This window comes from Bacteroidota bacterium, from assembly GCA_021300195.1.
In the GTDB taxonomy this organism is placed as follows: Bacteria; Bacteroidota; Bacteroidia; order J057; family JAJTIE01; genus JAJTIE01.
On the sequence record JAJTIE010000005.1, the window covers coordinates 105006 to 121220 of the forward strand.

At 58.1% G+C, this 16215-nt stretch carries 16 protein-coding genes; 8 read left to right on the forward strand and 8 right to left on the reverse strand.

Annotated features, from left to right (window positions below; genetic code table 11):
• Window positions 1–48: 48 nt before the first annotated feature.
• From LW884_01790 to LW884_01800, 3 genes are all read right to left on the reverse strand, one after another.
• Window positions 49–585: a glucosaminidase domain-containing protein gene (locus tag LW884_01790; protein MCE3007068.1), complete on the reverse strand. Its 537-nt coding sequence runs from the start codon at window positions 583–585 to the stop codon at window positions 49–51.
• A gap of 166 nt (window positions 586–751) precedes the next feature.
• Entirely contained in the window at window positions 752–1189 is a 438-nt protein-coding gene (locus tag LW884_01795) for a J domain-containing protein (GenBank protein MCE3007069.1), read from the reverse strand.
• 110 nt (window positions 1190–1299) lie between these two features.
• Window positions 1300–1947 carry a 3-hydroxyacyl-CoA dehydrogenase family protein gene (locus LW884_01800; GenBank protein ID MCE3007070.1) on the reverse strand — a complete coding sequence of 216 codons (648 nt, stop codon included), beginning with the start codon at window positions 1945–1947 and terminating at the stop codon, window positions 1300–1302.
• 124 nt (window positions 1948–2071) lie between these two features.
• Here LW884_01800 and LW884_01805 point away from each other — a divergent pair, with 124 nt between their 5' ends.
• Window positions 2072–2467 carry a Rid family detoxifying hydrolase gene (locus LW884_01805; protein MCE3007071.1) on the forward strand — a complete coding sequence of 132 codons (396 nt, stop codon included), beginning with the start codon at window positions 2072–2074 and terminating at the stop codon, window positions 2465–2467.
• 206 nt (window positions 2468–2673) lie between these two features.
• Here LW884_01805 and LW884_01810 read toward each other — a convergent pair whose 3' ends face one another.
• The 4 genes from LW884_01810 to LW884_01825 form a co-directional block, all read right to left on the reverse strand.
• Window positions 2674–4449 carry a tetratricopeptide repeat protein gene (locus LW884_01810; GenBank protein MCE3007072.1) on the reverse strand — a complete coding sequence of 592 codons (1776 nt, stop codon included), beginning with the start codon at window positions 4447–4449 and terminating at the stop codon, window positions 2674–2676.
• A gap of 70 nt (window positions 4450–4519) precedes the next feature.
• A complete protein-coding gene (locus tag LW884_01815) occupies window positions 4520–5434 on the reverse strand; it encodes a substrate-binding domain-containing protein (protein MCE3007073.1) in 915 nt (304 codons plus the stop codon).
• A gap of 58 nt (window positions 5435–5492) precedes the next feature.
• Window positions 5493–6593 (reverse strand): VWA domain-containing protein, encoded by a 1101-nt coding sequence (locus LW884_01820; GenBank protein MCE3007074.1) that lies wholly within the window; start codon window positions 6591–6593, stop codon window positions 5493–5495.
• 156 nt (window positions 6594–6749) lie between these two features.
• Entirely contained in the window at window positions 6750–7184 is a 435-nt protein-coding gene (locus tag LW884_01825) for a hypothetical protein (protein MCE3007075.1), read from the reverse strand.
• 266 nt (window positions 7185–7450) lie between these two features.
• Here LW884_01825 and LW884_01830 point away from each other — a divergent pair, with 266 nt between their 5' ends.
• The 7 genes from LW884_01830 to atpC all read left to right on the forward strand — a co-directional run bounded on the left by LW884_01830 (window position 7451) and on the right by atpC (window position 15243).
• Window positions 7451–7882: a transcriptional repressor gene (locus LW884_01830; GenBank protein ID MCE3007076.1), complete on the forward strand. Its 432-nt coding sequence runs from the start codon at window positions 7451–7453 to the stop codon at window positions 7880–7882.
• A 31-nt stretch (window positions 7883–7913) separates the two neighbouring features.
• Window positions 7914–8558 carry a peroxiredoxin gene (locus LW884_01835; GenBank protein MCE3007077.1) on the forward strand — a complete coding sequence of 215 codons (645 nt, stop codon included), beginning with the start codon at window positions 7914–7916 and terminating at the stop codon, window positions 8556–8558.
• Window positions 8559–9042: 484 nt separating this feature from the next.
• A complete protein-coding gene (rnr, locus tag LW884_01840) occupies window positions 9043–11214 on the forward strand; it encodes a ribonuclease R (protein MCE3007078.1) in 2172 nt (723 codons plus the stop codon).
• Between the two features lie 371 nt (window positions 11215–11585).
• A complete protein-coding gene (locus tag LW884_01845; GenBank protein MCE3007079.1) occupies window positions 11586–12587 on the forward strand; it encodes a polyprenyl synthetase family protein in 1002 nt (333 codons plus the stop codon).
• Entirely contained in the window at window positions 12588–13244 is a 657-nt protein-coding gene (locus LW884_01850; GenBank protein MCE3007080.1) for a rhomboid family intramembrane serine protease, read from the forward strand.
• Window positions 13245–13377: 133 nt separating this feature from the next.
• Complete coding sequence (atpD, locus tag LW884_01855) at window positions 13378–14892, forward strand: F0F1 ATP synthase subunit beta (GenBank protein MCE3007081.1); 1515 nt, start codon at window positions 13378–13380, stop codon at window positions 14890–14892.
• Between the two features lie 105 nt (window positions 14893–14997).
• A complete protein-coding gene (atpC, locus tag LW884_01860) occupies window positions 14998–15243 on the forward strand; it encodes an ATP synthase F1 subunit epsilon (GenBank protein MCE3007082.1) in 246 nt (81 codons plus the stop codon).
• 242 nt (window positions 15244–15485) lie between these two features.
• On the opposite strand, the gene LW884_01865 is transcribed toward atpC, so the two are convergent.
• Window positions 15486–16211 carry a TIGR00730 family Rossman fold protein gene (locus tag LW884_01865; protein MCE3007083.1) on the reverse strand — a complete coding sequence of 242 codons (726 nt, stop codon included), beginning with the start codon at window positions 16209–16211 and terminating at the stop codon, window positions 15486–15488.
• Between the last annotated feature and the right edge of the window lie 4 nt (window positions 16212–16215).

Below are 16215 nucleotides of genomic sequence, written 5' to 3' on the forward strand. Positions count from 1 at the left end.
ATTTTCTGCTCGAAAGCACCGGCCCTGTTGGCCGTGCAGGATCCTGTACTACCTATGGCAGATGCTCGGCATGCCGGCGCACAGGTCTATACTGGCCAGATAGGTGTAGTACGCCGGGTTTTGGTTGTAGCCCCGGCGGCGCAGAAAAGCGTAGGGGTTTTCTCCCGGCAGGGGTGGGCTCAGGCTGATCCATAGCTTCAGGTCTGCAATGGCATCCTCGATGCTGGGATACCAGGCATGGCCCAGGTTTTCTCTTGTGCTATAGCTGAAGCGCTCGCTTGGGTAGATAAAGCCGAAGAAGTTGTTGTTTTGCATAGCCACCGGGCTTTTCAGCTGCCAGCCACTCTCGGCAATGGCCACCTGCGTAAACATCTCGGGGAAGTCCACCTGGGCTGCCACCAGGCGTTTGTACAGCCCGGCCGCCGTGAAGGTGGCATGATTCCGGGTTTTCTGTGCGGTCTTCTCTTTGCTGGAGGCCTCTGCCGGGCCAAGCAGGGTGTGGCTCATCTTACCGTCTCCCACAAAACCCAGGGAGAATATGGCCACAATAGCCAGTAGGATAGCCAGCTGTCTACGCTTCTTCATACGCGTCTGGTTTTGGGCGGACAGGCGCTATTCAGCGCTTTCGGCGTGCAAAGTACGCGAAAAATTTAACATAAAGCTAATTTTAGCCAGGTGTTCCCCTGGCGGCAGTTCGCATCCGGGCTTTTTGTTGGGCGGGGGCTTCTTGTGCGCTGGTGGGGCGCGTAGCCTACTTGATCAGGAACCAGATGAGGCTGATCAGGCCGATGAAGGCAAGGATAACGAGCAGCTTGAAGCTCACTTCCTGCCGGAAGTCTGCCGCCTGCCGCTTTTTTTCTGCTTCGTCTGCTTCGTCCAGTGCTTCCCAGTCAAAGTTCATCAGCTCAGTAAGGGTGGGTGTACTAGCAGCCTTTGTCAGCGGTTCCGTTTGCCTGGGCCTGCGTGCCCGGTACAGCCCCGCCTGCTTTAGCCTCTGGTCATGGATGGCCCTGCTTTCCGGGTTTTTCAGGGCGCTGTAGGCATCCAGGATCAGCTGAAAGTGCGCATCATGCTCGGGGTGTATGGCTGGGTTGTACGCATCGGCCTTTTGCCGGAAGGCCAGCTCTATGCGGGCCATATCCGCATCGGGCGGTATGCCCAGTATGTCGTAGTAGTTTGGCAGCTCCATCAGTATACGAATACAAGGGTTTAACCTGCTTTTGGGTCATTAGGTTCTAAGGGCGCACCACGTTCCTGGCGGGCCATCTTTCCTCCTTCTGCCAGCGATCGGGTTTGCACTCAGCTTGTCTTCAGCCGCTGCTGCCTGAGCAGCCTGCAGGGGCTGTACTTTTCCTGGCCGGTGGCACGCTGTAGCCGGATCAGCAGCTCGGCTATGTATCCCGGGCCTATCTCTTGCGCCCAGGCCAGTGGCCCTTTGGGATAGTTTACCCCTAGTTTCATGGCCGCATCTATGTCTTCGGCAGAGGCCGTTTCCTCCTGTAGCAGGTAGTAGGCCTCGTTTATAATCATGGCCAGCACACGGGGGGTTACCAGCCCCACCTCATCTGCCACCTGCTGGTAGGGGGGCACATGGGCCGGTGCGGGGGCCTCGGGCTGCAGCTTGCATAGCTCCCAGGCGGGTAGTGCCAGAAAGCCCGGCAGATGATTGACCCCATACAGCTGGCAGCGGGCTGGGATGCCGAGCCGGTGCACCTGCTCGCCCAGGCTGTGCAGCACATTGCCCAGCAGGATGGTGGCCCCGGCTACAGGCAGGTAGCCAGCCAGCCGGTGGGGGTGCTGCTCATAGCTAAGGTCTAGCACCCAATCTCCGGCTTCGGGTATCAGCTGTGCATCTGTCGCCAGGCAGTGCGTGCCTGCCAGTATGCCAGGGTGTGCCGTGGCCAAGTACTGCTGCTGGGCCTGGGTGGCGATAAGATATTTTTTCATATTTTTCAGCTTTGGCGCGGGTGTGGCTTCGGGTTGGGTGCGCTTCGGCCTCTGCTCTCGGCCACGTCCCTGTTCCAAAACTAATGAAACCCCGACTGAGTAAACCCCCCAGACTGAGTAAAAAATGAGTGAGCGAAAAATAATCCTGTCTCGCACGGCCCCCGAGCCCATAGGCCCCTATGCACAGGCTGTACAGGCCGGCGACCTGATCTTTTGCAGTGGCCAGATCGGCCTAGACCCCCAAACCGGCACAATCCCCACCACGGTGGAGGCGGAGAGCCGGCAGGTGATGAACAACCTGGGCGAAGTGCTGAAGAGCGCCGGTGTGTCCTTTGACCAAGTGGTGAAGTGCAGCATCTTCCTGAAGAGCATGAGCGACTTTGGCACCGTAAACAAGGTGTACGGCGAATACTTTGCCGAGGGGAACTACCCCGCCCGAGAGACCGTGGAGGTGAGTGGCCTACCCCGGAATGTAAAGGTGGAGATTAGCCTGATTGCGCTGAAGCCCCAGGGCAAGTAGTAGCCCCGCCCGGGCCGCTGCCTGTACGCCCCCTGGTGGCGTAGGGTGTATGGCTTGTCGGGCCTGGTCTGCCCCCCCCCAGGGGGTGTCTGTCCTGCTTGCCGGGCGATACCCGCCGGTGTGGGCGTGTACCGCATCGCGGGCAAAAAGAGTGGGGGCAACGGAATCCGTTGCCCCCACTTCTCATTTCTGCCTACCGGTTCTTTTTATTTCAGCTCTTCGGGCTTTGTTTTTTGGCCCTCAAAATAGGCCTTCAGCTGCCCGGCAGGCTCTTGGTAGCGCTTGTCTTGCGTTTCCAGATACTTGAGCGTGTAGGCATAGGCACGCCCGGGGTTCTTCTCCTCATTTTTCTCATCGTAGTAGTAGAAGGCGAGCGCCCAGTAGGATTCGGCTATATCCTTGGTGTATTTTTCCTTCTTGTCTTGCTCCAGTGGCTGCACCAGTTGCAGGAATTTGGCGTACTCGGCGGCCATCTCCCGGTTGAGGCTTTTGCTGTCTGTGGTTGCACCACTCACGCCTTCGGGCTTGGCTGCGGCGGCTTTTTCGGTCATGCGGGCGTGGGCGCGTGCCTTGTACAGGTACAGGTCGGGCACCTTGTCTCCATACGTGGCCAGGGCCTGGTCGGCGTAGGTTACGCATTTCTCGTCGTCCTTCAGCCGGTTTGCCAGCCAGGCAGCGTAGAATAGGTCCTGTACATCGGGCTTAGAGGTTATACTCAGGTGCAGCTGCATCAGGGTATAGGCGGCCTCGTAGTTTTTGGCCTCCCACTGTACGTCATACAGCTCCTTGAAGAAGGAAGCAAAGCGTGCATTTTTCTCAATAGCTTTCTTTATGGCGGCTATGGCGGCCTCCATGTTCCCCAGGCAGTATTCGGCCTGGGCCAGGTACTTGTAGTCTATGGCTGCGCGTGCGGCCTCTTCCTGCCCGGCCAGCAGGCTTTCCAGTGTTTGCTTGCCCGCCGCACACTTTCCGGTTTCTATTTCGGTATAGGCCAGGTAGCGTTTCAGGCCGATTGATTCTTTCAGTTCCGGTTTTTGCAGCAGCTCGCGAAACAGCGTTTCGGCGCTGGCATAAGAGGCGGTGAAGTACAGGATCTCGGCATAGCGCACCTGTGCATTCAGGTCGTCGCTTACCCGTTTGCGAAACTCTTCGGCATAGCCCCTTGCGGTAATGAATTTTTCCTCGCGTACGCTCTGCTTGGTAGTGGCGCGGCCCCACAGGTAGTAAAATTCGGCTAGCTCGCGGTAGGCCAGGGCGTACTCGCTGTCTAGCTCCAGCACTTTTTTGTACTGCTGTTCTGCCTCGGTATACTCTTTTTCTTCAAAGTGGCTTTTGGCCAGGCGGAACCGGGCCTCTACGTTGGCGGGGTCTTGCGCCAGGGCCTTGGTGTATTTTGCCTTGGAGAGGGCCCATACGCCCTGCGTGTAGTACACAAAGCCCGAGGCCATGAGCACCTCTACGTTGTCGGGTGCCTTGGCTTCGGCCCGGCTTACAAAGTAGCTGGCATTGGTGCTGGCAATGGTCTTTTGCTTGCTGTCTACAAACGGTAGGCTGTAGAGCGAGATGTTGGCCTTAGCAGCCTCGGTTAGTGCAATCAGGTCATTGGGTTCCATGCTCTTTACCGTTAGCAGCTGGCTCATGGCCTCGGGTATGTTCTGTTTGGCCAAGTGGTAGTAGGCCAGGCCCACATAGTTTAGCGGTTCCTTGCTTTTTCGGTTTGTGGCCTCTTCGTGCAGGGTTTTGCTTTTTTCCAGCAGGGTTTTTGCCTTTTCGGGTTGGTAGGCCATTAGCTCCAGTGCCTGCAGGTAGTACACATGGCCCAGGTAGTATTGGGCTACCAGGTCCTTGCCCCCGGCAGCTGCGGCTGCGGCGGCAGCTTCGGCCTGGTCATACTTTTTCTTTTCGATGGCATCCACTATGCCGTTATAGTCCTGTGCCAGGGCACCGGTAGCCAGGGCAGCCAGTAAGAGCAGATATTTCATGTAAGAGATTTTTGGGTAAAAACGCCTGCGAAGATAGGGCTTATTGCCACTGCATCGGGTTATTTTTCTGTTACTCCACCACCGGGCGGGCTTTTTGCTGCAGTTCCACGGCCCGCTCGGGCGGGTAGGCAGGCAGCATGCCGCTCTGGTCGATGATTAGCTGTCCGTCCTCTTCGGTAAGGTAGATAGCAAAAGCCGTGCCAGCACTGCCTACCGGGCCAGTGCTGTGCAGCCGGTACGTACGTGCCAGCGGATATCCGCCGCTGAAGATTTGGTATCGGCCCTCGGTGCCTGCCAGCGAGTAGCCGTCTATGCGTGCCAGCCGGACCCGCTGCAGCTGTGCCCGGAGTCTGGGGTCGTGGGGGTCGCTCAGGTGGCTGTGGCTAATGATGCCCAGGGCTGCCGGGTGCTGGGCCACATAGTCTACCACAGCCTGTGTGCTGCCCGCTGCATACAGCCTGGGGCCAAGTGCCTCGCCCTTCAGCACCTCGGCCTGGCAGAAGGCCTGGGTACTGCTGCCGGTTTCGTCCACCACGGGTATAACTGCTGGCCCATGTGGCCAGTTTGGCTGCCTGCCACTCAGGATGGCACGCAGCTTTTCCTGCGTCAGGCTCGTGTCGGGGTTGCTGGGGTGCAGCAGGATCGCCAGGGCATCGTGCACAAAGGCGAAGCTGCGCACCTGGTGCTGGTGTCGGGTTTTCAGGTGGGTGCGTTCGGCCTGGGTCAGGTCTCGCGCCAGCACCACCTGCTGCAGCGAGTCATCCAGCAGCAGCTGCACCAGTTTGTGCTCCGGTAGGGAGACCAGCTGCACCGGTTTTTCGGGGTACTGCCTTTTGTAGGTGTCGTGCACGGTTTCCACCAGGGGGTATATGGCCGCATCCACACCGATGCGGGTGGGCGCCGTGGGGGTGCGGGGTGCCTGGCAGGCCCACAGGCCGAGGCCCAGCAGGCAGGCTCCCAGGCTATGCGTCATTCTTTTTCTCATAGGTTGCTTGGCAGTGCCGCCCGGCATGCTGGCGCAAAGCAATAAAAATTGCATGGCACTAGCGCACGGTCTTGCGGCGGTTTCGCACAAAGTCCTCAAAGATATACTGCCCCAGCCCGTCTAGCGAGCTGTAGAAAGCCCGGCCCTGGTTGGCCTCCGTAAACTCCTTCACAAAGCGCTGCAGGTAGGGGTCTTGGGCAATCATAAAGGTGGTAATGGGAATTTTCAGTCGGCGGGCCTGGCTTGCCAGGTTTAGCGTACGGTTCAGTATTTTTCGGTCCAGCCCCCAGCTGTTTTTGTAGTATTGGTCTCCCTCTTTCAGGCAGGTGGGCTTCCCGTCGGTGATCATGAAGATCTGTTTATTGGCGGTCTTGCGCCTGCGCAGCAGGTCCATGGCCAGCTGTAGCCCCGCTACGGTATTGGTGTGGTAGGGGCCCACCTGCAGGTAGGGCAGGTCTTTCACCTCTATGGGCCAGGCATCGTTGCCAAATACGATGATGTCGAGCTTGTCTTTGGGATACTTGCGCGCGATCAGTTCACTCAGGGCCATGGCCACCTTTTTGGCCGGGGTTATGCGGTCCTCTCCGTACAGGATCATGCTGTGGCTGATGTCGATCATCAGCACGGTAGCGGTACTGGTTTTGTACTCCTGCTCGCGCACCTCCAGGTCGTCTCCGGTAAGCTGTAGGTCTGCTATGCCGTGGTTTATCTGGGCATTGCGCAGGCTCTCGGTCATCTGTATATGTTCCAGGCTATCGCCATACTGGTAGGGCCGTGTGTCTGTCGTATACTCATCCCCCAGGCCACTGTGGGGGGTTCGGTGGTTGCCAAATCCACCCCGCTTCAGTTTGCCAAATATCTCCTCCAGGCTACGCTGCCGGATGCTGCGCTCGCTTTTGGCAGTCATCTGCATGCTTTCTCCGTCTTCGGGCTTGCGCTGCAGGTAGCCTTTCTCCTCCAGATCGCGGATAAAGTCGCCCATGCCATAGCGGTCGTCCGTCAGCTTATAGGTTCGGTCTAGCTCGTTCATCCAGCTCAGGGCCTCGTCCACGTCTCCGCTGGTGTGCGTCAGCAGTTCCAGAAACAGCTTGAGCAGCCGCTGAAAAGGCTCCTCGGTGGATCCGGTGGGTATATAGCGGGTGAAGCGATGGCCAATCATGGTTCAGGAATTTTACTGTTTCAGTCTGTATCCCGTTGTGTGCAGAAATCTGTAACGAATATAGGGTACAGAAGGTGCAATAAGCCAGAAAGCCCGCTGTATCGGCGGGCTTTCTGCTTTCTGGTATTTCCGGAAAATCGGGTTTGAAATCGAAGTTTACAGCCGCATTCTACGCACCAGCTCGCTTGCCAGCAGCACAATCAGCAGGCTACCGCCCAGGGCGGCAGTGGTGTTGCGCGTGGCACATCCACGGGTGCAGGTGGCACCTTCGTTGTAGCTGCACGTACTGCTTGCAGTTGCTACAATGGAAGCCTGAACGGGGTGGTAAATGGCACCCTGCATGGAGGCTCCACTGGCACCGTCCTTATGCTTGCACTTTTTGGCGCATTTTTCGTGCTTGCAGCTCTCTCCTGCACATTTCTGCTTACAGGCTTTTGCACATTTTTTGTGCTTGGTGCTGTCGGTATAGTTTTCAGCCTGGTGGTCGGCCAGTGAGTAGCCAGCCTGTGCCGAGGTATTTGCGCTGCCGCTGCAAGCCCAGGCACTACCTGCGCCTACCAGGAGTAGAAGTGAAAAAAACAGGGTTTTCATGATGATTTTGATGATTTAGTTTTCAATTTTTCAGATGCCGTCTTGGCTAGGGGGCTGGGTGTGTGCCGCGACGAGATAAGCAACCCACGCACCAATTTACGGATTTTATGCGAGATCGGTTTCGTTTTCTACTTTCTTTCGCTTGGCCAGGGGCTGCCTGAGCGCTGAGTGTGTAACTGTGATTTGTGCGCAACGAGAAAATTCTTTTTGCTTCAGTTGCGAACGATTCTTATCTGCGAGTGGTTTCTACAATGACAACTATGGGCATGAGTACTACACCGCACACCGCCAATCAGCTGCTGGAGCTGGCCGGGATGAGGCAAACGCCCCAGCGGCTGGTTATCCTGCGGCACCTGCTAGCGTGCACTGAGCACCCAAGTGCTGAGGACCTGCACGCAAGAATTGCCGTGGAGTTTCCGTCCATCAGCATTGGCACCATCTACCGGACGCTCGAGTCTTTGGTAGAGGTAGGCATTGTGCGGCGCGTGCGCAGCGAAGCGGGCACCATGTTTTTTGATGCAAATCCGGACCCACATCACCATTTGTTTGACACACAGGCAGGCAAGTTTGCCGACTATGATGCGCCTGAGCTGGATAGGCTGATTGCCGACTATTTGCACCGGCACCCGATTCCGGGTTTCTCCGTTCAGGACTTCCAGCTGCACATCAACGGTACTTTTCAAAATTCATCTCACTAAATCTTTTAATTCAAATCCCAACCCAATTTTTATGTCAGTACTAGTAGGTAAAAAAGCACCCGATTTCTCTGCCACGGCTGTGGTAAACGGGGGAGACATGGTAGAAGATTTCACCCTCAGCCAGTTTCAGGGCAATAAGTATGTGGTGCTATTCTTCTATCCGCTGGACTTCACCTTTGTGTGTCCTACCGAGATCCTCGAGTTTCAGAACCACCTGCAGGAGTTTCGCAAGCTGGATGCTGAGGTAGTGGGTGTGTCTATCGACAGCCAGTTTTCGCACTGGGCCTGGCTAAACACGCCCAAGGACAAGGGCGGCATACAGGGCGTTCAGTTCCCCCTGGTGGCCGACCTGACCAAGACCATCGCCAAAAACTATGATGTGCTGGCGGGCGACTACTACAGCGAGATAGACGAAAACGACAATGAGCAGCTGGGCTTCAAGGGTGCTCCCGTTGCCTACCGGGGCACGTTTATTATCGACAAGGCAGGCGTGGTGCAGCACCAGCTGGTAAACAACCTGCCCCTGGGCCGAAACATAGGCGAAACCCTGCGTACCCTGAAGGCACTGAAGCACGTGGAGCAGTATGGCGAGGTGTGTCCCGCCAACTGGGACGAGGGCAAAGATGCCATGAAGGCAACCGCAGCTGGTGTAGCTAGCTACCTGGCTACACACTAGGTACGTATTTTTGCCTAGATCTAAAATGGGTGGTCCGATCCGTCGGACTACCCATTTTTTGTTTTCTAACACCTCAATGGGCTGCTTTTCGGGTTCCGCGTGCATAAGTGGGCTATATTCACTCAGGCACCGGCAGAAAAACACCCGATCGTTGGGGAGACAGGCTGTGCCGGAACTGCATACACCGGGCTATGTGCTACCGGTGTTGTGGCATACGGCATTCATATTTTTCCGGGGGGGGGAGCGCCCCCCATACCCATCCTTGCTCGGCCCTTTACAAACACACGACGAACAAACGGGCCTGGCTCCCTACCGAGCGGTGTGGCACAGTCCCCCCGCTCGGCCCGCCCTGGCGCGGTGCCTGGCTGTGTAGGGTGGGGCGTAGCGGGATAAAAGGACAAACGAAGCGGTCGAAAGCCAGAATTTGCTTTTTTGTGGAATAAAAATACACTCAGGCACTTTTTCCTGTGCATATTTGCTATAAGTGAAGAATAAGAAGAAAAGAAGCCCCCGACACGTGGGCCAAGCGCCGAAGAACAAGGAGAATACCGGCGGAAAAATGACGGATCTGCAGGTAGCTATCCTGCGAACCATGGAGCAGAAGCCCAGCATGAGCTGGGAACCTACCCAGCTGCTACCCAAGCTACCCGAAGACTTTAGAGATACCGACATCCACCACCTGATTGGTAGCCTGAAGGAACTAAGCCGCCGAAACTACCTGACCGAGCACCAGAAGCTCAGCTTTCAGCTCAGCCTGGAGGGCGGTGTGTTTGAGGGCCGCCTTACCCAAGACGAAAACCGAAACTGGGTGGTGGATGTACCCACCCTACAGCACAAGGTGCGCCTGCAAAACGAAGGCCCCCTGCCCGCCCTGCCCGACGATACGGTGCGGGTACGCATCACCAAGTTTGGCACCAAGGGCATAAAGGGCATGATGACCCGCGTGGTGCAGTCCTCGCGCACCAACTTTGTGGCCACCCTGTACCGCAAGGGCAAGCAGCTGGTAGCCCGCCCGCAAGACACGCGCATGAAGTACGACTTCCGGATACCCCCCGGTGCCGATGCCGGTGGCCAGGAGGGCGACAAGGTGCAGATGACCCTGCTACGCTGGGAGGAGAAAACCCCCGTAGGCCGGGTAGAAAAAGTACTGGGAAGAGCAGGAGAACACAATGCCGAGATGCACGCCATCGTGCTGGAGTATGGCCTGCCCCTGGAGTTCCGGCCCGAAACCCTGGAGGCCGCCGCCGCCATACCCGATGCCATACCGGCCGAGGAGATAGCCCGCAGGCGAGACATGCGCAGCATCCTCACCTTCACCATCGACCCTGCAGATGCCAAGGACTTTGACGATGCCATCAGCTTTCGCCCCCTGGCCAGCGGCACCTATGAGGTTGGGGTGCATATAGCCGATGTATCCCACTTCCTGAAGCCCGAAACCGACCTGGACCGCGAGGCCCAGGAGCGTGCTACCAGCGTGTATCTGGTAGACCGAACCATACCCATGCTGCCCGAAAAGCTGAGCAACAACCTGTGTAGCCTGGTGCCGCACCAAGACCGCCTGTGCTTCTCGGCCATCTTTGTGCTGAATGACAAGGCCCAGGTGCAAGAGCGCTGGTTTGGCCGCACCGTCATCCACTCCGACCGACGCTTTGCCTACGAGGAAGCCCAGGAAATAATGGACCGCGGCGAAGGCGAGCTGGTGGAACCCCTGCTGAAGTGCAACGCCCTGGCCCACGAGCTGCGCGCACGGCGCTTCCAGGAGGGCAGCATCGGCTTCGAGAGCGAAGAAATTCGCTTCAAACTGGACGAAAAAGGCGTGCCCCTGGCCGTGTACAAAAAAGAGCGTAAGGATGTGCACAAGATGATAGAGGACTTCATGCTACTGGCCAACCGCGAGGTGGCCAAGTACATGCACGATGCCCGCAAAAAGCCACCCGTGCCCGTGCCCTACCGCGTGCACCCCCAGCCCGACGAACTGCGGGTGCGAGACCTGCAGAGCTTTGTGAAAAACTTTGGCTACGACCTGAAGGCCGACAACGCAAGGGAACTGAGCCGAAACCTGAACCAGATGGGCCAGGCCCTGGAGGGCAAGCCCGAGAGTGGCATCATCCAGAGTGTGGCCATCCGCACCATGGCCAAGGCCTACTATACCGTGCACAACATTGGCCACTACGGCCTGGGCTTCGACTACTACACGCACTTTACCAGCCCCATCCGCCGCTACCCCGACGTGATGACCCACCGCCTGCTGCAGCAGGTGCTGGACGCCGACATACAGGCCCAGCCCGAGCCTACCGAAAAAATGCTGAAGCACTGCAGCGAGCGCGAAAAGGCTGCCGCCGATGCCGAACGCGCCAGCATTAAGTACAAGCAGGTGGAATACCTGGGTGCCGTGCTGGGCGAACAGTTTGACGGCATGGTATCCGGCGTAACCGACTGGGGCATGTACGTGGAGCTGGATGAAAACAAGTGCGAGGGCATGGTGGGCCTGCGCGATATGCGAGACGACCACTACGAGGTAGACGAGCGCCGCCACTACCTGAAGGGCCGCCACACCGGCCGCACCTTCCGCCTGGGAGACCGCGTGCGGGTGCAGGTAGTACGTACCGACCTGATGAAACGCATTATCGACTTCAAGCTGGTGAAAAAGCTGTAACTGAACCGGTAGCAGTTTGTTTAGTCCTATCCGCTAGGGTTTAGGGCTCTACCGCTCGTGGGGCTTTACCAGCACCGTTTTGGGTCCTCGCTTGGGTGCATCTGGGTTCTTTCGCGGTTTTGGCGAAGGCCTGGATCTTTTGTGCTCCCTAACGGGTATGTTCTTACTCATTTTCTTCTAAAATTTCTTTTGTATACCAATATCCAGCTGTTTTTTCGAGTATATATGTTTGTACATGGATAGTTTTTTCACAGTATGATTACCCATGCGGACAGATGTATCGTTGTGCGCCCACGTACTGTCGCATAACGAACTGCACACCAACGGGGGCGATGACCAAGCCCTGAAACTAAATCCGTAGCTTTGAGCCTATGTCTACCCGTATGCCCGAGTCCCCTCCTACTAATAGCATAGATACCCTGCAGGCGCAGGTAGAGGCAGCCCTGCAGGCTCTGGATCTGGCCGAGCGGCAGCCCCGCGCCCTGTACGAGCCACTGAGCTACATCCTGCAGATGCCCGCCAAGCGCACCCGCCCCGTGCTGTGCCTGCTGGCCGCGCAGGCCTATGGGGCACCTGCCCACCAGGCAATGCCGGTAGCCCTGGCCCTGGAGCTGTTTCACAACTTTACCCTCCTCCATGACGACATCATGGATAATGCCCCCACCCGCCGGGGCCAGGCCACCGTGCACACCCTGTGGTGCTCCAATACGGCCATACTGAGCGGAGATGCCCTGTATGCCTACACCCAGCAGCTGCTGGCCAGCCTGGCGGGGGTAGACACACGCGCCCTGCTGGGCCACTATAGCCGCATGGCCCTGGAGGTGTGCGAGGGGCAGATGCGAGACATGGAGCTGGCCACGCAGCCCAGTGCCGGCATACACGATTATCTGCAGATGATCGAGCAGAAAACCGCCGCCCTGCTGGGGGCAGCACTGGCCATGGGTGCCCTGGTGGGGGGTGCCAATGCCGATACCCAAGACCGCCTGGATGGCTATGGCCGCAGGATGGGCATCGGCTTCCAGCTGCTGGACGACCTGCTGGATGTGTATGCCGAGGCCGATAAATTTGGCAAGCAGCCCGGCGGAGACATTATAGAGAACAAAAAGACCTGGCTGTGGCTGAGGGCCCTGGAGCTGGCACCACCCACCCTGCGCGCCCAGCTGGAGCAGTGGGCCGCCGTGGCCGACCGCAATGCGGAGAAGGTGGCCTTTGTAACCGATAGCTACAACCAGCTGGGGATCCCCGCAGCCACCCGCAGCCTGATAGCCCACTACGTGGCCGATGCCGAGGCACTGCTACAGCCCCTGCTGCCCAACCCTGCCCTGCAGGCCATGCACCACTACCTGTGTAGTGTACTAACCCGCGCCTACTAGATGGAAGGAATCTTGGCCCTCATCCCACACGCACCGGCCGCCACGCTGCTGCTGGCCATCACCCTGGCTACCAGCCTATACGACTTTCTGATAGATGGCAGCATCCGCGCCAGGTTCATCCTGCACCCCTACACCGTGGTGCGCGAGCGCCAGTGGTACCGCCTGTTTACCAGCACCCTGCTGCATGGAGACTGGCTGCATCTGTTCCTCAACCTCTTTGTGTACTACAACTTTGCCTTCTACCTGGAGGCCGTCTTCTACCGCTACTACACCCTGGGCCAGCCGGCCCTGGTCAGCAGCCTGTATTTCACCGTCATTTATGTAGGCAGCGGCATCCTGGCCTCGCTGGCCCTGGTGTTTCGCCACCGGGCCGATCCGGGCTACTACGGCCTGGGGGCCAGTGGGGCTATCGCCGGCATTCTCTTTTCGTTCATCCTGCTGGAACCCTCGGTCCAGCTACTGGTCTTCTTTGTGCCCCTGCCTGCCTGGCTGTTTGGCCTGCTGTACCTGGTGTTCAGCTATGTGGCCAGCCGCCAGCAGCACGACCGTGTGGCACACGACGCGCACTTCTGGGGGGCACTGGTGGGGGCACTGCTCACCCTTGCCCTTATGCCCCAGGCTGTGCTGCATCGCTGGGCCGAGTTCCTTGCCCAGTAGCAGGCTGCCTACACACCCCAGTCTTTTCCGGCTTGGCGTGCTTTTTTTCTACAGCCCAGTATGCTGATATCCCCTTGCTTTTTCCTAACTTGCGCCCGTTTTTTGAGCATTTGCCCCATTCTTTAACACCTGCATGAGTACTACAGAAAATATCGGCACCGTTGCCCAGATCATTGGGCCTGTCGTAGACGTTGATTTTAGCGCCGAAGGTGCGCGCCTACCCAAGATCTATGATGCCCTGCGCATCCCCCAGGCCGCTGGCTCAGACCTTATCCTGGAGGTACAGCAGCACCTGGGTGAGCACCGTGTGCGTACCATTGCCATGGATGCCACCGAGGGCCTGCAGCGTGGTGCCAAGGTGTATGACCTGGGGCAGCCCATCAGCGTACCCGTGGGCGATGCCATTCGCGGACGCCTCTTTAATGTAGTAGGAAAGGCCATAGACGGCCTGCCCGAGCCCCAGGTGAAGGATCGCTATGTGATCCACCGATCGGCGCCCAAGTTTGCCGATCTGTCTGTAGAGCGCGAGGTGCTTTTTACCGGCATCAAGGTGATCGACCTGCTGGCCCCCTACCTGAAGGGTGGTAAGATTGGCCTCTTCGGGGGTGCTGGCGTAGGCAAAACCGTACTGATCCAGGAGCTGATTAACAACATTGCCAAGGCACACAATGGCCTGAGCGTATTTGCCGGTGTGGGCGAGCGCACCCGCGAGGGGAATGACCTGCTGCGCGAGATGATTGAGAGCAACATCATCCGCCCGGGCGAAAAATTCAAGCACAGCCTGGAAGAAGGCGGCTGGGACCTGAAGAGTGTGGATATGCAGGAGCTGGAGTCTAGCCAGGCTACCTTCGTATTCGGCCAGATGAACGAACCCCCCGGAGCCCGTGCACGCGTAGCCCTCACGGGCCTCACCATTGCCGAATACTTCCGCGATGGAGACGGCCAGGGCAGTGGGCGCGATGTGCTCTTCTTTATCGACAACATCTTCCGCTTTACCCAGGCCGGTTCCGAGGTGTCGGCCCTGCTGGGCCGTATGCCCTCGGCGGTGGGCTACCAGCCTACCCTCAGCTCGGAGATGGGTGCCATGCAGGAGCGCATTACCTCTACCAAGAACGGCTCCATTACCTCTATACAGGCGGTATATGTGCCTGCGGATGACTATACGGATCCGGCACCGGCTACCACCTTTGCCCACCTGGATGCCACTACCGAGCTAAGCCGCTCGCTGGCTGCCATCGGTATCTATCCGGCGGTAGACCCCCTCACCTCTACGAGCCGCGTGCTAACACCGGCGGTAGTAGGCCAGGCGCACTACAACTGTGCCCAGCGTGTGAAGAATATCCTGCAGAAGTACAAGGACCTGCAAGACATCATTGCCATCCTGGGTATGGATGAGCTGAGTGAGGAGGACAAGCTGACGGTTGCCCGCGCCCGCAAGGTGCAGCGCTTCTTGAGCCAGCCCTTCCACGTGGCCGAGGCCTTTACCGGCCTGAAGGGTGCCCTGGTGAGCATAGAAGACACCATCAAAGGCTTCAACGCGATCATGGACGGCGAGTATGACCACCTGCCCGAGGCTGCCTTCTACCTGGTGGGCAACCTGGATGAGGCCATTGCCAAGGGCGAAAAACTGATGAAGGAGAACAACTAATCCCCAGGCTGGAGTAGTGCGCCATGCCGGGCCTGTTTCCCGCGGCCCATTTGTTGCCCGGGTACAGCACCCCGCAGGTTGTATACCTCGAATCCATAAAAAAAGATGACAGTAGAACTCATTACCCCAGATGGCCCGGTATTCAAGGGTGAGGCGCATGCGGTACAGGTGCCCGGCACGCAGGGTAGCTTTCAGATACTGCGAAACCACGCCCCCATCATCAGCACCCTGGAGAAGGGCAGGCTAAAAATAGATACAGCCACCGAGAGTAAGGTGTATGTGATAGAGGGCGGGGTGGTGGAAGTGCTGAATAACCAGGTGGTGGTGCTGGCCCAGCGCGTGCTGAGCTAGAGATACCGCTGCACTACTGCAAGCCCGGCAGGAAAAAAATGCCCCAAGTGGTGCCCGCCCGTACATAGGCGGGCACTTTTTTTGTGCGGGTTTTCCCATTTCATTTTCTGTGGGTTAGGGCTGTTTGCTCACACAGCCCTTTTGGTGCCGGGCAGTGCCTGCGCCTGGTACGCCCCCTGTGGCAAGTAGTAGGGTCGCCCCACTTGCTGCTGCTATGCGTTAGGCTTGGGTGGGCCGTGCTGTCATTCTGCCAGCAGCCATAGCCGCTTTCTGCGCTCTCGTAGCTTGAACCGCTCGATGGCATGCTTGTGGATGTGTGCGCATGCCGCCTCGGGCTCGTCGGTTGCCAGCACCAGGCCCAGGTCTGCCCGGTCTATGGTGCCGGCCTTTGCCAGGTCGTCCATCAGCACCAGCAGGTTCTTCCAGTACTCCATTCCCATCAGCACCACCGGGAACCCCTTGATGGTGCCCGTCTGTATCAGGGTCAGGGTCTCAAACAGTTCGTCCAGGGTGCCCATCCCCCCGGGCATAATGATAAAGGCGTAGCTATACTTTACCAGCAGTACCTTGCGGATGAAGAAGAATTTCATGTCCACATTCCGGTGCAGGTAGTCGTTTGCCATCTGCTCGCTGGGTAGCCGGATGTTGCAGCCTACGCTTACGCCGCCCGCCTCAAAGGCACCCTTGTTTGCAGCCTCCATGATGCCCGGGCCACCGCCTGTAATGACACAAAACCCCATGCGCACCATTTCTGCGCCCATCTGCTCGGCCAGGCGGTAGTAGGGGGCGCCCGGCTGTATGCGGGCCGAACCAAACACCGTAACGCAGGGACCCAGAAAGTGGAAGGTCCTGAGCCCCCGGATCAGTTCATAGAAGGCTTTTAGGGCGAAATGAAGCTCCTTCCAGCGGCTACGGGGCCGGTCTAGCACCGAGCACATGGTGAGCGAGGAGCGAATGCGTTTGGTCACGGTG

Coding starts and splice junctions, on each gene's coding strand:
- LW884_01790 (MCE3007068.1), bottom strand. CDS start 585: ATGAAGAAGCGTAGACAGCTGGCTATCCTACTGGCTATTGTGGCCATA.
- LW884_01830 (MCE3007076.1), top strand. CDS start 7,451: ATGAGTACTACACCGCACACCGCCAATCAGCTGCTGGAGCTGGCCGGG.
- atpD (MCE3007081.1), top strand. CDS start 13,378: ATGAGTACTACAGAAAATATCGGCACCGTTGCCCAGATCATTGGGCCT.
- LW884_01795 (MCE3007069.1), bottom strand. CDS start 1,189: ATGGAGCTGCCAAACTACTACGACATACTGGGCATACCGCCCGATGCG.
- LW884_01820 (MCE3007074.1), bottom strand. CDS start 6,593: ATGATTGGCCATCGCTTCACCCGCTATATACCCACCGGATCCACCGAG.
- LW884_01810 (MCE3007072.1), bottom strand. CDS start 4,449: ATGAAATATCTGCTCTTACTGGCTGCCCTGGCTACCGGTGCCCTGGCA.
- LW884_01845 (MCE3007079.1), top strand. CDS start 11,586: ATGTCTACCCGTATGCCCGAGTCCCCTCCTACTAATAGCATAGATACC.
- LW884_01805 (MCE3007071.1), top strand. CDS start 2,072: ATGAGTGAGCGAAAAATAATCCTGTCTCGCACGGCCCCCGAGCCCATA.
- LW884_01800 (MCE3007070.1), bottom strand. CDS start 1,947: ATGAAAAAATATCTTATCGCCACCCAGGCCCAGCAGCAGTACTTGGCC.
- LW884_01835 (MCE3007077.1), top strand. CDS start 7,914: ATGTCAGTACTAGTAGGTAAAAAAGCACCCGATTTCTCTGCCACGGCT.
- atpC (MCE3007082.1), top strand. CDS start 14,998: ATGACAGTAGAACTCATTACCCCAGATGGCCCGGTATTCAAGGGTGAG.
- LW884_01850 (MCE3007080.1), top strand. CDS start 12,588: ATGGAAGGAATCTTGGCCCTCATCCCACACGCACCGGCCGCCACGCTG.
- LW884_01815 (MCE3007073.1), bottom strand. CDS start 5,434: ATGAGAAAAAGAATGACGCATAGCCTGGGAGCCTGCCTGCTGGGCCTC.
- LW884_01825 (MCE3007075.1), bottom strand. CDS start 7,184: ATGAAAACCCTGTTTTTTTCACTTCTACTCCTGGTAGGCGCAGGTAGT.